This window comes from Flavobacterium sp. 123 (genome assembly GCF_003634825.1).
GTDB lineage: Bacteria > Bacteroidota > Bacteroidia > Flavobacteriales > Flavobacteriaceae > Flavobacterium.
This window is the reverse complement of the sequence record NZ_RBXD01000001.1, coordinates 714,863-729,556: the sequence shown is the minus strand read 5'-3', so window position 1 is coordinate 729,556 and position 14,694 is coordinate 714,863. Positions and strand designations below refer to the sequence as shown.

Annotated in this window: 16 protein-coding genes; 8 read left to right on the top strand and 8 right to left on the bottom strand. The window is 33.5% G+C overall.

What is annotated here, in order from left to right:
- Window positions 1–6 precede the first annotated feature (6 nt).
- The 3 genes from C8C88_RS03305 to C8C88_RS03295 are packed head-to-tail and all read right to left on the bottom strand — an operon-like array spanning window position 7 to window position 1,916.
- Window positions 7–594: a LemA family protein gene (locus tag C8C88_RS03305; protein WP_121336759.1), complete on the bottom strand. Its 588-nt coding sequence runs from the start codon at window positions 592–594 to the stop codon at window positions 7–9.
- A gap of 12 nt (window positions 595–606) precedes the next feature.
- Window positions 607–939, bottom strand: a complete 333-nt coding sequence (locus C8C88_RS03300; RefSeq protein ID WP_121336758.1) for a MerR family transcriptional regulator — start codon at window positions 937–939, stop codon at window positions 607–609.
- A complete protein-coding gene (locus C8C88_RS03295; RefSeq protein ID WP_121336757.1) occupies window positions 939–1,916 on the bottom strand; it encodes a M23 family metallopeptidase in 978 nt (325 codons plus the stop codon). Before C8C88_RS03295 ends, C8C88_RS03300 begins: the two co-directional genes overlap by 1 nt.
- 184 nt (window positions 1,917–2,100) lie before the next feature.
- Between C8C88_RS03295 and alaS the strand changes: the two genes are divergently transcribed.
- The 4 genes from alaS (at window position 2,101) to C8C88_RS03275 (ending at window position 7,348) form a co-directional block, all read left to right on the top strand.
- Window positions 2,101–4,737 (top strand): alanine--tRNA ligase, encoded by a 2,637-nt coding sequence (alaS, locus tag C8C88_RS03290; RefSeq protein WP_121336756.1) that lies wholly within the window; start codon window positions 2,101–2,103, stop codon window positions 4,735–4,737.
- A gap of 235 nt (window positions 4,738–4,972) precedes the next feature.
- Window positions 4,973–5,755: a hypothetical protein gene (locus C8C88_RS03285; protein WP_121336755.1), complete on the top strand. Its 783-nt coding sequence runs from the start codon at window positions 4,973–4,975 to the stop codon at window positions 5,753–5,755.
- A 28-nt stretch (window positions 5,756–5,783) separates the two neighbouring features.
- Window positions 5,784–6,725, top strand: a complete 942-nt coding sequence (locus C8C88_RS03280) for a GSCFA domain-containing protein (protein WP_121336754.1) — start codon at window positions 5,784–5,786, stop codon at window positions 6,723–6,725.
- 2 nt (window positions 6,726–6,727) lie between these two features.
- Window positions 6,728–7,348: a DUF4230 domain-containing protein gene (locus tag C8C88_RS03275; RefSeq protein ID WP_121336753.1), complete on the top strand. Its 621-nt coding sequence runs from the start codon at window positions 6,728–6,730 to the stop codon at window positions 7,346–7,348.
- A gap of 19 nt (window positions 7,349–7,367) precedes the next feature.
- Here the strand turns inward: C8C88_RS03275 and C8C88_RS03270 are convergent, their stop codons facing one another.
- From C8C88_RS03270 to C8C88_RS12865, 4 genes are all read right to left on the bottom strand, one after another.
- A complete protein-coding gene (locus tag C8C88_RS03270; protein ID WP_121336752.1) occupies window positions 7,368–7,757 on the bottom strand; it encodes a group III truncated hemoglobin in 390 nt (129 codons plus the stop codon).
- Window positions 7,758–7,810: 53 nt separating this feature from the next.
- Complete coding sequence (locus tag C8C88_RS03265) at window positions 7,811–8,347, bottom strand: DUF4136 domain-containing protein (RefSeq protein ID WP_121336751.1); 537 nt, start codon at window positions 8,345–8,347, stop codon at window positions 7,811–7,813.
- A 40-nt stretch (window positions 8,348–8,387) separates the two neighbouring features.
- Window positions 8,388–10,364, bottom strand: coding sequence for a urocanate hydratase (locus tag C8C88_RS03260; RefSeq protein ID WP_121336750.1), 1,977 nt, complete (start codon window positions 10,362–10,364; stop codon window positions 8,388–8,390).
- 165 nt (window positions 10,365–10,529) lie between these two features.
- Entirely contained in the window at window positions 10,530–10,706 is a 177-nt protein-coding gene (locus C8C88_RS12865) for a DUF5522 domain-containing protein (protein WP_158588980.1), read from the bottom strand.
- A 122-nt stretch (window positions 10,707–10,828) separates the two neighbouring features.
- Between C8C88_RS12865 and C8C88_RS03255 the strand changes: the two genes are divergently transcribed.
- From C8C88_RS03255 to hemL, 4 genes are read left to right on the top strand one after another with little or no spacing between them, the layout of a single operon-like run.
- On the top strand, window positions 10,829–11,167 hold the full coding sequence (locus C8C88_RS03255) for a hypothetical protein (RefSeq protein WP_121336749.1): 339 nt from the start codon (window positions 10,829–10,831) through the stop codon (window positions 11,165–11,167).
- A gap of 5 nt (window positions 11,168–11,172) precedes the next feature.
- Entirely contained in the window at window positions 11,173–12,069 is an 897-nt protein-coding gene (locus tag C8C88_RS03250; protein WP_121336748.1) for a 1-aminocyclopropane-1-carboxylate deaminase/D-cysteine desulfhydrase, read from the top strand.
- Window positions 12,062–12,865: a glucosaminidase domain-containing protein gene (locus C8C88_RS03245; protein ID WP_121336747.1), complete on the top strand. Its 804-nt coding sequence runs from the start codon at window positions 12,062–12,064 to the stop codon at window positions 12,863–12,865. Before C8C88_RS03250 ends, C8C88_RS03245 begins: the two co-directional genes overlap by 8 nt.
- Window positions 12,866–12,875: 10 nt before the next feature.
- On the top strand, window positions 12,876–14,162 hold the full coding sequence (gene hemL, locus C8C88_RS03240; RefSeq protein WP_121336746.1) for a glutamate-1-semialdehyde 2,1-aminomutase: 1,287 nt from the start codon (window positions 12,876–12,878) through the stop codon (window positions 14,160–14,162).
- 43 nt (window positions 14,163–14,205) lie between these two features.
- Here hemL and C8C88_RS03235 read toward each other — a convergent pair whose 3' ends face one another.
- The gene (locus tag C8C88_RS03235) at window positions 14,206–14,649 is read right to left on the bottom strand and encodes a hypothetical protein (protein WP_199711388.1); all 444 of its coding nucleotides are present in this window, start codon (window positions 14,647–14,649) and stop codon (window positions 14,206–14,208) included.
- Window positions 14,650–14,694: the final 45 nt, after the last annotated feature.

The window sequence follows — 14,694 nt, the reverse complement described above, 5'->3', positions numbered from 1 at the left end:
TAGATATTAGAATTTTACTTCAACGGGTTTGTCCGCACCAACAGCAGCTTCAAAATAAGGTTTTTCCTTAAAGCCAAACATTCCTGCAAATATAGAGTTTGGGAACGTTCTAATATGCGTGTTGTAAGGTTTAACGGCTTCGTTGAAACGAGTTCTTGCAGTTAAAATTTGGTTTTCTGTACTAGCCAATTCATCTTGTAATTTCAAGAAGTTTTCATTGGCTTTCAAGTCAGGATATTTTTCTACAGTTACTAATAATCTTGATAATGAACTGCTAACACCACTTTGAGCTTGATTAAACTGAGTTAACTGTTCTGGAGTGATATTAGTTGGGTCAATTTTTACGGATGTTGCTTTGGCGCGAGCCTCAATAACAGCTGTTAATGTACTTTTTTCAAAGTCAGCAGCTCCTTTTACAGTGTTTACTAAATTACCAATTAGGTCATTTCTTCTTTGGTAAGAAGTTTGAACATTACCCCAAGCTTCATTAATATCTTGTTCGTAAGTTACGGCTGTATTGTTAATTCCTTTAACCCAGCTGTAAATTCCTAAAATAAGTACTGCTCCAATAATCCAAGGCAAAAATCTTTTCATGTTTTTTTAGTTTTAAAGTTGATTTTTAATATTTGTTAATTGTGTTCTAATGGTTTCTAGTTTGCTAATAATCTCAAATTTGTCCAAAGTTTTCTTTTGTCCTTCTTTTAGATGGGTTTTTGCGCCTTCGAGTGTAAAGCCTCTTTCTTTGACTAAATGAAAGATTAATTGTAAATTTTTTACATCTTCAGGAGTAAACATTCGATTTCCTTTGGCATTTTTTTTCGGTTTCAGAATATCAAATTCGTTGTCCCAAAAACGGATAAGCGAGGCGTTTACTTCAAAAGCTTTGGCAACTTCGCCTATGCTGTAATATCTTTTGTCTGCTGATAATTCTATATGCATTAGTCTAATGATTGGTTTTCTTGATTTGCTAATTGGGCGATGGCTACATACTCCACAGCCGAAATATTTCCGTAATAAAAGTTTAGTGGATTTACCACCTTACCGTCTTTATGCACTTCATAATGTAAATGTGGCCCTTCTGACCTTCCTGTACTTCCTACATATCCTATAACATCTCCTCGTTTTACACGTTGCCCAGCTCGAACTTTATATTTACTTAAATGCGCATACAAAGTTTCGTATCCAAATCCGTGCCGAATTACGATATGATTACCAAAACCAGAGGCTGTATTGTCAGATTTTGCTACTAATCCATCACCAGTTGCATAAATAGGAGTTCCAGTTTTAGCTGTAAAGTCCATTCCTTCGTGCATTTTTTTAACTTTGGTAAATGGATCTGATCGGTATCCAAAACCAGAAGCCATTTGTTTTAAATTTTCATTCCTAACTGGCTGAATGGCAGGAATAGCTGACAATAAGTTGTTTTTTGCTTTGGCAAGTTTAAAAATTTCATCTAATGATTTGGACTGAACGTCTAGTTCTTTACTCAAAATGTCAACTCGTTTGGTGGTGTTAATTACCAGTTCGGAATTGTTATAACCTTCTAATACCGCATAGCGATTAGCTCCTGAAAAACCTGATTTTCGTTCCTCATCTGGAATCGCTGATTTATTGAAATATACTCTATATATATTATTATCTCGATCTTCAATGGCATCTACAACAGTATTGAGCTGGTCCATTTTTTTGTTTAAAATGGCATAATTTAATTTCAAATTGTCAATTTCACGTGCTTGCAACCGGTCTTTTGGGGTCTCAAAATAAGGAGTATTCAACAAAACAAAGAAACTTAAAAAACCAAATAAGGCTGAAGCCAATAAAAACAAGGCAACCACGCCAATTTTTTTAGCTTTTCGTGTTTTTATTTTTCGATACGCCAGATTTTCGGAATCGTAATAATATTTTACTTTCGACATATTTTAAAATACCCTATTTTTGCACCTTGTAAAAAAGGTTAGACGAACAAATTTAATAAATGTTTCATTTGTTCCCTCCTTTTTTTAATAATAAATAAATTAATGAGCCTATTCTAGTTAATAATTGCAAGTTCTAATATTTAGAGCTGTTTTATAGTATTATCTGGGCTAAAGAAATTAAAAAATGAAATCACAAGACGTACGTAAACAATTTCTAGAGTTTTTTAAAAGTAAAGAACATTTAATCGTTCCATCAGCACCAATCGTTCTTAAGGATGATCCAACACTGATGTTTAATAATTCAGGAATGGCACAATTCAAAGAATACTTTTTAGGGAATGGAACTCCAAAAAGTCCTAGAATAGCCGATACGCAAAAATGTCTTCGTGTTTCAGGAAAACATAATGATTTGGAAGACGTAGGTTTTGACACCTACCATCACACCATGTTTGAAATGCTTGGAAATTGGTCTTTTGGAGATTATTTCAAAAAAGAAGCTATCAACTGGGCTTGGGAATTGTTAACCGAAGTGTATAAAATTCCAAAAGAAAATCTTTATGTTTCTGTTTTTGAAGGAAGTAAAGAAGATAATGTGCCGTTTGATCAAGAAGCTTGGGATATTTGGAAAACTTTAATTGATGAAGACCGAATTATTCTTGGTAACAAAAAAGACAATTTCTGGGAAATGGGTGACCAAGGACCTTGTGGGCCATGTTCTGAAATTCATGTTGATTTGCGTCCAGAAGCAGAAAAATTGCTTGTTTCAGGAAAAAGTTTAGTGAATAATGACCATCCACAAGTAGTTGAAATTTGGAACAACGTTTTCATGGAATTCAATCGTAAAGCGGATGGTTCTTTAGAAAAATTACCTGCACAACACGTGGATACTGGAATGGGATTTGAACGTTTGTGTATGGCATTGCAAGGAAAAACATCTAATTATGACACGGATGTTTTTACACCGCTTATTGAAAAAGTAGAACAAATAACAGGATTGAAATACACTTCAAACGAAGTTAAAAACATATCAGAAGAACAAAACAAAACTAATATTGCGATTCGTGTGGTTGTGGACCACGTTCGTGCAGTGGCTTTTGCTATTGCTGACGGACAATTGCCATCAAATACAGGTGCTGGTTACGTAATTCGTAGAATTTTACGTCGTGCGATTCGTTACGGATTTACATTTTTGAATACTAAAGAACCTTTTATCAATAAATTAGTTGAAGTTTTAGCCAATCAAATGGGCGAATTTTTCCCGGAAATCAAATCGCAACAGCAATTTGTGACGAATGTAATTCGTGAAGAAGAAGCTTCTTTCTTGAGAACATTGGACCAAGGATTACAACTGTTAGAAAACGTGGTTGCCGAAACTAAAGGAAAAGAAGTTTCAGGCGCTAAAGCATTTGAGCTGTATGATACTTTTGGATTTCCAATTGATTTAACGGCTTTAATTTTAAGAGAAAAAGGATTTGATTTAGACGAAGCTGGATTTAATGCAGCAATGCAAGAGCAAAAAAATCGTTCGCGTGCTGCTTCAGAAGTTTCAACAGAGGATTGGTCTGTTTTGATTTCGGGTAATGTAGAAACATTCGTTGGTTATGATCAAGTAGAAAACGAAGTGAAAATTACACGTATTCGTAAAGTAGATTCTAAAAAAGATGGGATTTTATACCAAATCGTTTTAGATAATACGCCATTCTATCCAGAAGGAGGAGGGCAAGTTGGTGATAAAGGAACGTTAGTTTCAGCTAACGAAACGATTGCTATTATTGATACTAAAAAAGAAAATAACTTAATTCTACATTTTACAAAACAACTTCCAGAGAATGTTAATGCAAGTTTTGTGGCTAAAGTTAATACCGATTTAAGATTAGCGACTGCTAAAAATCACTCGGCAACACACTTGATGCATCAGGCTTTGAGAAGTATTTTAGGAACTCATGTGGAGCAAAAAGGATCTTTAGTAAATTCAAATAATTTACGTTTTGACTTTTCACATTTCAGTAAAGTTACTGATGAAGAAATCAAACAAGTAGAAGACTTTGTAAATGCAAGAATTCAAGAGCAATTACCATTGATTGAAAGAAGAAACATTCCGATTCAACAAGCCTTAGACGAAGGAGCAATGGCATTATTTGGTGAAAAATACGGTGATAATGTTCGTGCGATAAAATTTGGGCAAAGTATGGAATTGTGTGGTGGAATTCACGTGAAAAATACTGCTGAAATTTGGCATTTCAAAATCATTTCAGAAGGAGCTGTTGCAGCTGGTATTCGTCGTATTGAAGCAATTACAGGTGATGCTGTGAAAAATTTCTATGCGAATCAAGAGCATACTTTGGCAGAAATAAAAGAGACTTTGAAAAACCCTCAAGATGTTTTAAAATCGGTTGCATCATTACAAGATGACAATGCTAAATTGAAAAAACAAATTGAGCAATTATTGAAAGAGAAAATCGAAGGGCTCAAAAATACTTTAATTGCTGATTTCCAAGAAATAAACGGACTTAACTTTTTGGCGAAACAAGTTGATTTAAGCATGAGTTCAACCAAAGATTTGGCACAAGCATTAGGAAGTTCTAAGCCAAATTCATTTGTATTTTTAGCTTCAATTGAAGATAATGCGCCAAACATTCATTGTTATATTTCAAAAGAATTAGTAGCAGAGAAATTATTAAATGCTGGAAATGTAATTAGAGAATTAGGTAAATATATTGATGGAAACGGTGGAGGACAACCCTTCTTTGCATCTGGAAAAGGTAAAAATGCAAGCGGAATCAAAGAAGCTTTAAACAAAGCGATTGAATTTGTGAACTAAGGCAAATTTAGTCGTAATAGGATATCAAAGCCCTTTTGGAATTTAGGTTCTAAAAGGGTTCTTTTTTTGTTTAATGTTCTTAATTATAAGGATTTAAAATAATGATGAAATACGGTTTGAAAATAGTATTTTAACCGAAATATTGGGTTTGTAACGATGAATTTTGTGGGTTTTAATTAATTTCTATACGTTTGGTTTGTCTAGTTTCGAAAGGGCTAACAAAGGCAAATGTGTTATGAAAAAAATAAAATATATATACTGGATTTTATCCGTTCTTTTATTCGCTTTTTACGCTTGTTCAACAGAAAGTGTTGATACGATAAAATTGTTAAAAAGAGTTGTTGCTACTTCTTCAGATGGAGCTTCTACTTCGACAATGTATACTTATATTGGAAGCAAAATTGTTAGTATTGATGGGGTTTTAAAACATACGGATTTCACGTATGACAATGACTTAATTACTAAAATAGTAGTTTTTGACAAACAGAATCAACTTAGTGAAACCATTGAATATAGCTATGTTGGAGGGCAATTAGTACAAGTAAAGTCATTAAATAATTACAGAATAAGTTATGTTTATAATCTAAATGGAACCATTTCATTTGAAAAATTTATTTTAGATTCAGACAATCCTGAAGTTAAAGTTTCTCATGGAACTTTGTATTTTCAAAATGAAAATTTAATAAAAACCGAAACTATCGCTGATGATACTCCTGAAGGAACTATTTCGACATCTAACGTAAGTTTTGAATATGATTCTAAAAATAATCCTATGCGTAATGTGTTGGGATATAGAAAGCTATTGGATCAAAATCAAAAAATTTCATTGAACAATAGTTTGACAAGTGTACTAATTTCAACCACTACTCAAGGCGATCAAGTAACATCTTCAGCTAAATTTTATAAAACAGCTTTTAAATATGATGTTGATGATTATCCAATTGAGGAAGTTTCAGAAACTGCTATTTTAGATAATGGAACAATTGGTTATTTAAAAACAGACTATTTTTACCAATAAATTATTACGTTTGTAGAAACAGATCTTTATGAATTTCAGAACTCAAGTACCAATTTCTACAGCAACAAAACCAATTGATTATAATTGTAAAATAATATTGCTAGGCTCTTGTTTTGCAGAAAACATTGGAGATAAATTTGAATATTATAAGTTTCAGAATACTGTAAATCCTTTTGGAATAATTTTCAATCCAGTTTCTATCGAAAAAATGATCAGTAAAGTTGTAACTGCTACTGTTTTTACGGAAGCAGATATTTTCTTTTATAATGAATGTTGGCATTCATTCGATGTACATTCTGATTTGAGTAATGAAAGCAAAGAAGAGCTATTGACTTCATTAAATTCAATTCTAAAACAAACCAAAAAACAATTACAAGCAGCCTCACAAGTTATAATTACTTATGGAACTTCATGGGTGTATAGAAATATTGAAAACAATGAAATTGTTGCTAATTGCCATAAAGTTCCTCAAAAAGAATTTAAAAAAGAATTGTTATCCATTGAAACTATAAAAGAAAGTATTAAGCAAACCATTCAATTCATTCATTCTTTAAATCCAGATTCCAATATTATTTTCACCATTTCACCAGTACGACATATCAAAGATGGTTTTGTAGAAAATCAATGGAGTAAAGCCAATTTAATTTCTGGCATTCATCAAGTTTTAAGTCAGTCAGAAACGTATTTTCCAAGCTATGAAATTATGATGGACGAACTTCGTGATTATCGTTTTTATGCAGAAGATATGTTGCATCCTAATCAAGTTGCAATAGATTATATTTGGGAGCGTTTCAAGGAAACTTCAATTTCTAAAACTGCCTTTCCTATTATGGATGAAGTTGAAAGTATTCAAAAAAGTTTATCGCATAAACCCTTTAATCCAAAAGCTGAAAGTCACTTAAAGTTTGAACTTAAACGGAAAGAAAAAATAACTAAATTGGTGTCAAAGTATCCATTTATAAAATTTTAGATATGCAAAAAAGAGTTTTTATTGGTATAGGAATCCTCATCAGTACTATTTTGCTATTCAAGTTTTGTGAATTCAAAAAAGGAGATAGTGAGGACTTAGATTATAATACAAATCTAATTCAACAACAAATTGTAAATGTTGGAAAATTAGTAGTTACCGAAGGGCATTTTGCTGAAGTGATAACCTATAAGAATCAAGAAAAATATTTAATGGATATGCTTTCTTTCGAAAAAAAAGCACTTATTATTGTCAATGCAGATGTCACTGTAGCGTATGATTTGCATCAAATGAAATATGATATTGATGAAAAAAATAAAACAATTACAATTTTAAGTATTCCAAAAGAAGAAATAAAAATAAGCCCAGATCTTCAATTTTATGATGTTGAGCAAAGTAAGTTAAATCCTTTCACCGGAGACGATTACAATAAAATAAACAAATTAGTTAAAGCTAATTTGGCCAAGAAAATAGAGAAATCATCGCTTAAAGCCAATGCTAAAAATCGTTTAATAAGCGAACTGTCAAAAATGTTGATTCTAACGAATACCATGAATTGGAAGCTTAAATACGAAGGCAAAACAATTGAAAACGAAAAAGATTTAAGTCAAACTATAAAATTATAAAAGCTCAAGAAGAATTAAGTTATTGGCTTTTTTCCATGTTTCTAAAATATTCAATTTTATAGTTGAACATTTCAGCCATATTTTTGGCGCGCAATTTTGCTTCTTCAGCAAGAGGACCAACAAATAAATCATCTACTGTTTCTGTAAAAATGGCCATCCATTGTGCAAAATGCTCAATTGCAACAGGAAGTTGTTTGTGAGGTGGAAATGGGCTGCCAGAATAACTATGAACTTCTAGTAAAATTGTTTCCCAAAATCGATACATCTTTTCTAAATGTTCTGGCCATCGATTCCCTATTTTTTCATTAAAAATGGGGCCAATAAATGGGTCTTGTTGTACTTTTGAATAGAAAGTATTTACCAAAGTTTTGATGTCTTCTAAGTTTGATATGTCTTTAACTGGTGTCATTGTGTGATGTAAAAATAGCCCACACAAAGGTAGGCTATTGTAATTTACTTAAATTATTTTTTAACTGGAGGATATTGCGCTAAAATTTTGCTTACAAAATCAGCAATTCGTTCTTCTTTTTTAGCGTTATTTTTCGTTAATATTCCTGAACCTTCACCTTGCCATATCATTTCTTTCTTTTTAGCATCGATTAAATCAATGTATAAAGTTCCTTCTGTTGATGTTGAAACAGAAGTTTGTCTTCCCATCATCATATAAGGATTCCATCCCCATCCCCAACCGTAACCCCATCCTGCATTGAATTGGTTTACGTTTACTTGCTCACGGGATTTGGTGAAAATATTTATTAATAGATCAGGATTTTCACTTTTTGTAAATCCTTTTGCAGCCATTTGGTCATCGATTGCATGAAGAATTCTTCTTTTGTCTAAATCAGAAATCTCTACTTTGTCTATTCCGGCTTTGTGATAGGCATACGTTTTATACGCTGAAAAATCTACGTTTTTGTCGTAATCAGAATTCACACTAACGGAACTGCAAGAAGCTACTATAAAAAGTAAAAGCAGTGGCAATAATTTAATTGTTTTCATATTTTATCTTTTTAAAAGTTAAGATGTAAGATTCAATTAACTAAAATAAATGTTCGTCAACAATATTTGGGATAGTGACTTTCAATAAAGGTTGCGATTCCATTGCTCTTTTTATAGCAAAAATAGCTCCTTCATTTCTAGCCCAACTTCTTCTGGAAATACCGTTGTTTACATCCCAAAAAAGCATTGATGCCAAACGTTTTGACGCTTCTTTTGAACCATCAAGAACCATACCAAAACCACCATTAATTACCTCTCCCCAGCCTACACCTCCACCATTATGGATGGACACCCAAGTAGCACCACGAAAGCTATCTCCTATAACATTATGTATCGCCATATCGGCAGTAAAACGGGAACCATCATATATATTTGAAGTTTCTCTATAAGGCGAATCTGTACCAGAAACATCATGATGATCACGACCCAAAACTACAGTTCCAATTTGGCCTTTGGCAATAGCTTGATTAAAAGCTTCGGCAATTTTTACTCGCCCTTCAGCATCAGCATAAAGAATTCGGGCTTGTGAACCAACAACTAATTTATTTTCTTGAGCACCTTTTATCCACTGAATATTATCCTGCATTTGTTGCTGAATTTCAACTGGTGCGTTCTTCGCTATTTCTTCTAATACATTACATGCAATAGTGTCTGTTTTTGCTAAATCTTCTGGTTTTCCAGAAGCGCAAACCCATCTGAAAGGGCCAAATCCATAATCAAAGCACATTGGCCCCATAATATCTTGGACATAACTCGGATATCTAAAATCAATTTGGTTTTCTGCCATAACATCCGCACCCGCGCGCGAAGCTTCTAATAGGAAAGCATTGCCATAGTCAAAGAAATAAGTTCCTTTAGCAGTATGTTTGTTTATTGCAATCGTGTGTCGGCGTAGTGTTTCTTGAACTTTTATTTTGAATAATTCAGGATTTTCAGCCATCATTTCATTTGCTTCTTCAAATGAAATACCAACAGGATAATAACCACCAGCCCAAGGATTATGCAGCGAAGTCTGGTCTGAACCTAAATCAATATGAATATTTTCTTCCTGAAATCGTTCCCAAACATCAACAACATTTCCGAGATATCCTATAGAAACAACTTCTTGATTGGCTTTGGCCAAAGCAACTCGTTGCACCAATTCATCAATATCTTGAATCACTTCATTTATCCAGCCTTGATTATGACGAATATGGGTGATTTTTGGATTAACTTCGGCGCAAACAGTGATGCATCCAGCTATATTTCCGGCTTTTGGTTGTGCACCACTCATGCCTCCCAATCCAGAAGTTACAAATAAACCTCCTTTTGGGCTGCGTTTTATTTTACGAAAACCATTCAAAACAGTAATTGTGGTTCCATGAACAATTCCTTGCGGACCAATATACATATAACTTCCTGCGGTCATTTGTCCGTATTGAGAAACACCTAACGCATTCATTTTTTCCCAATCGTCTGGTTTTGAATAGTTAGGAATTACCATTCCGTTAGTAACAACTACGCGAGGAGCTTCTGGATGTGAAGGGAATAATCCCATCGGGTGGCCTGAATACATCGTTAGTGTTTGCTCATCTGTCATTTCTGACAAGTATTGCATGGTCAATAAATATTGTGCCCAGTTTTGAAAAACAGCACCATTTCCGCCATAAGTAATTAATTCGTGCGGATGTTGCGCCACAGCATAATCCAGATTGTTCTGAATCATTAACATGATAGCTTTGGCTTGGTTGGATTTTCCAGGATATTCCTCAATTGGTCTCGCATACATTTTGTAATCAGGGCGAAAGCGATACATATAAATACGACCGAATGTTTCGAGTTCTTCGGAGAATTCGTCAATTAATACCGCATGATGCTTCGGTTCAAAATAGCGCAAAGCATTGCGTAAAGCCAATTTTTTTTCTTCACCAGTAAGAATTTCTTTTCGTTTAGGAGCGTGATTAATGTCTGAATCAAATGGTTTTGGCTTTGGTAATTCAGCAGGAATTCCTTGTTTAATTTGTTCTTGGAAAGTCATTTTATAGGGATTCGTTTATTTTTTATGTGTTTGAAATCAATTGATTTCCTTAATTTATATAAACGAGCTATGGATACCTGATATCTGACCTGTGGTAGGATTTATGAATTTTGATTCTGTATTTTTGTAAATGAATATCCATTTTAAATGTTTTTTAAACTGCGTTTACTTTTTTATTTCGCCAGTTTTTTTGTCATATCCATACGGGCAATGACGACAGCCACTTTTGCAACAATATCCTCGTTTTAAATGGTGTTTTTCAGTGAAGCATTTATATCCTTCAGGTGTATAATAGAAATCTTCGCCTTCTATTAATTTATTTTCATTACTTTGCTCTGTCATTCTTAAAAATAGGTCTAACATATTTTTTTGATTACTTTAATTAATTTCTTGTCACTTTTGTGATTGTGTATTTAATTAAATAAAGCATTTTTATCCTTACAAACTTATAAATTTTATAGCGAATGTTTCTTATTGTTGCTAAATATTTAATTCCGAAAGGATATCGTGGATTTGCAGCATTCCCATTCGTATTTGTGAAATATTTTTCTGATAAGGAAAATGCGGTTTTTTTAAATCACGAAAAAATTCATCTTAGACAACAACTTGAATTTTTGATAATTCCATTTTTTATATGGTATTTTGTCGAATTTATGCTGCGATTAATTCAGTATAAAAATGTAGATTTAGCCTACAGAAACATTAGTTTTGAAAGGGAAGCATATGCTAATGAAGCGGATTTAAGATATATTAGAAATAGATCTTTTTTACGTTTTTTAAATTATATAATCCTTAAAAAATAGCCGCTTTGAACCAGTTAGTTACTATAAATTTTCCGCATTCAATTTCCGTATCCATTAAGCGTGAGGACTTGATACATCCTTTTGTTTCCGGAAATAAATTTAGAAAATTAAAGTATAATTTGCTTCAAGCAAAATCAGAAAATCAGAAGACGTTACTTACTTTTGGAGGTGCCTATTCTAATCATATTGCAGCAGTTGCATATGCTGGAATGGAGCAGGGTTTTCAAACTATTGGTGTTATTCGTGGTGATGAATTGAGAGGTAAAATTCAGGAAAATCCAACTTTAGCTTTTGCTCAAAATTGTGGCATGCAATTCGAATTTGTCACTAGAGAATCCTATCGATTGAAATCGGAAAGCTTATTTATAGAAAAATGGAATCAAAAGTATGGTTCTTTTTATTTGGTTCCAGAAGGCGGAACAAATGATTTGGCTGTTAAGGGTTGTCAAGAAATTCTAACTAATGAAGATGGGGTTTTTGATTATGTATGTTGTGCGGTAGGAACTGGCGGGACAATTTCGGGAATTATAAATAGTATTTTGCCACATCAAAAAGTTTTAGGATTTCCAGCATTAAAAGGCGATTTTTTGAATGAGGAAATTCGTAATTTTGCACAAAATGAGAATTGGGAGTTAATTAATGCATATCATTTTGGAGGTTACGGAAAAGTAAATTCGGAATTAGTAGCTTTCATTAATCAGTTTTATAGTCAAACAAAAATCCCTTTGGATCCAATTTATACTGGAAAAATGGTTTTTGGCGTTATAGATTTAATAGAAAGAAATTATTTTCCTGAAAACTCAAAGATTTTACTTATTCATACTGGTGGATTACAAGGTGTTCAAGGAATGAATTTGAAATTAAAAAGCAAACAATTACCCACAATCGATATTTATGATTAAAAGAATTCTATTGCTACTTATCGTGCTAATTTTAGTTGGCTGTAACGCATCGAAACCTGTTATTGTAACTAAAAAAGGCAGAAATAATCAGGCTTCACAATCAACTGCGACAAACCCAAAGGCTGTTTCTACTAATGATGTAGTAAGTGGATATATTTCTCAATACAAAGAAGTCGCTATGAATAATATGAAGCGTTATGGGATACCAGCGAGTATTATTTTAGCACAAGGAATTTTAGAATCAGGAGCGGGAAGAGGAAGTTTAGCAATTAATGCGAATAATCATTTTGGAATAAAATGTCATAATGATTGGACCGGCGAAAGTGTTCGCCAAGACGATGATACGGAGCAGGAATGTTTCAGAAAATACAGTGATCCAGCAGAATCGTTCAAAGACCATGCGGTTTTTTTATCTGGAAGAAATAGATATGCTAGTTTGTTTGACTTGCCAAAAGGAGATTACGAAGCCTGGGCTAGAGGACTTCGAGCTGCGGGTTATGCTACTGACCCTAGGTATCCTGAAAAATTAATCAGTTACATAGAACGCTATAACTTGCAGCAATTCGACAAACAGGTATTGGGTAGAAATTATGTCGAAAAAGAATTGAAAAATACGGCTAATGCTAGAGTGCAAGAAAGTTTTTTTTATGAAGTTCAAAAAGGTGATACCTTGTATTCCATTTCAAAAAAGTTCAATGTAGCTATAGAAGATTTAAGGCAAATAAACAGCTTGATGGATAATTCCATTTCAGTTGGACAAAAATTAAAAGTAAATAAAACAGAAGTTAGAATCTAAAAATAGTAAAATGATATATCAAAGAAGCAGTCAGCTTTTTGCTGAAGCGGAAAAAGTAATTCCAGGAGGAGTAAATTCACCTGTTAGAGCATTTAAAGCAGTTGGAGGAACTCCAATTTTTGTTAAAAGTGCAAAAGGAGCTTATTTGTATGATGAGGATGGAAACCGTTTGATTGATTACATTAATTCGTGGGGACCGATGATTTTGGGTCACGCCTTTTCGCCTGTAGTTGAAGCGGTAATTGAAAAAGCTAAACTAGGAACTTCTTTTGGGATGCCAACAGAATTAGAAACTCAAATTGCAGCTTTGGCTGTTTCAATGGTTCCAAATATTGACAAAATACGATTTGTGAATTCAGGAACAGAAGCTTGTATGAGCGCTGTTAGATTAGCTCGTGGTTTTACCAAAAAAGATAAAATAATCAAATTTGCTGGATGCTATCATGGGCATTCTGATTCCTTTTTGATTCAAGCGGGTAGTGGTGCAATTACTTTTGGAACTCCAAATAGCCCAGGTGTTACAGAAGGAACTGCTAAAGATACCTTGTTAGCAAAATACAATGATTTAGATAATGTGGCCTCCTTAATTGCTGCTAATGAGAATGAAATTGCAGCTATAATTGTTGAGCCAGTTGCAGGAAATATGGGTTGTGTACCTCCAAACAAAGGATTCCTAGAAGGTTTACGCCAATTGTGCTCAGACAACGGAATCTTATTGATTTTTGACGAAGTAATGACTGGATTTAGATTAGCCAGAGGAGGCGTTCAGGAATTATTTAATATTAAAGCGGATATTGTTTGTTTCGGAAAAGTAATTGGAGGTGGTTTGCCTGTAGGAGCTTTTGCAGCGAGCAACGAAATAATGAATTATCTGGCTCCATTAGGGCCTGTTTACCAAGCGGGAACGCTATCTGGAAATCCATTAGCTATGGCAGCTGGATTAGCAATGTTACAAGCATTAGATTCTGATCGCGCTATTTTTAAAAGATTGGAAGAAAAAACAGCTTATTTGGCTGCGGGAATTGATACGGTTTTGAAAGCTAACAATATTACATTCACCATTAACCGAATTGGTTCTATGGTTTCGGTACATTTTGCTGCGGAAGCTGTAGTAGATTTTCAAAGTGCTGCAAAAGGGGATAATGAGACTTTCAAAAAATTCTTTCACGGATTGTTAAATGAAGGAGTTTATATTGCTCCATCGGCTTATGAAACTTGGTTTATAACGGATGCTTTGACTTACGAGGATTTAGATTTTACAATACAAGCTATTGATAAAGTTTCTAAAACATTTTAAATAAAAAAACTTCCGGCTCAAACCGGAAGTTTTTTTTTAATTGTTATTTTCTGTCGTCTTTAGGTTCTCCTTTTTCTCCACCTCTTCGATGCTCTCTTATTTCGCCTCTTCGTCCTTCGTGTTTTTCCTTCATAGTTTCCCATTTTGCGAATTGTTCTGCTGATAGGACACTTTTCATTTTAGCTTTCATAGCTATTTGTTCATCAAGCATTTTATTTTTCATAGCAAAATGCTCGTCGCTACTTGGTTTTTCTTGATTCGCTTTCATTGCTTCTCTTTTAGCGCTTTGCTCCTTAATAATTTGAGCTACTTGTTCTTGTTGTTTCGAATTCAAATCAAGATCTAAAGTCATCTTTTTTACCATCAACTGATTTCTTTGCTCAGGTGTGAATTTTTCCATTTGCTCTCTTGATGGTCTTTCTTTTCTGTCTTGAGCAAAACTGCTTAGCCCTACAAGTAATAACGCAGCAATAAATAAATTTTTCATTTCTATATGTTTTTAAGTTATAGGAATAAGACCGGTATATTTATC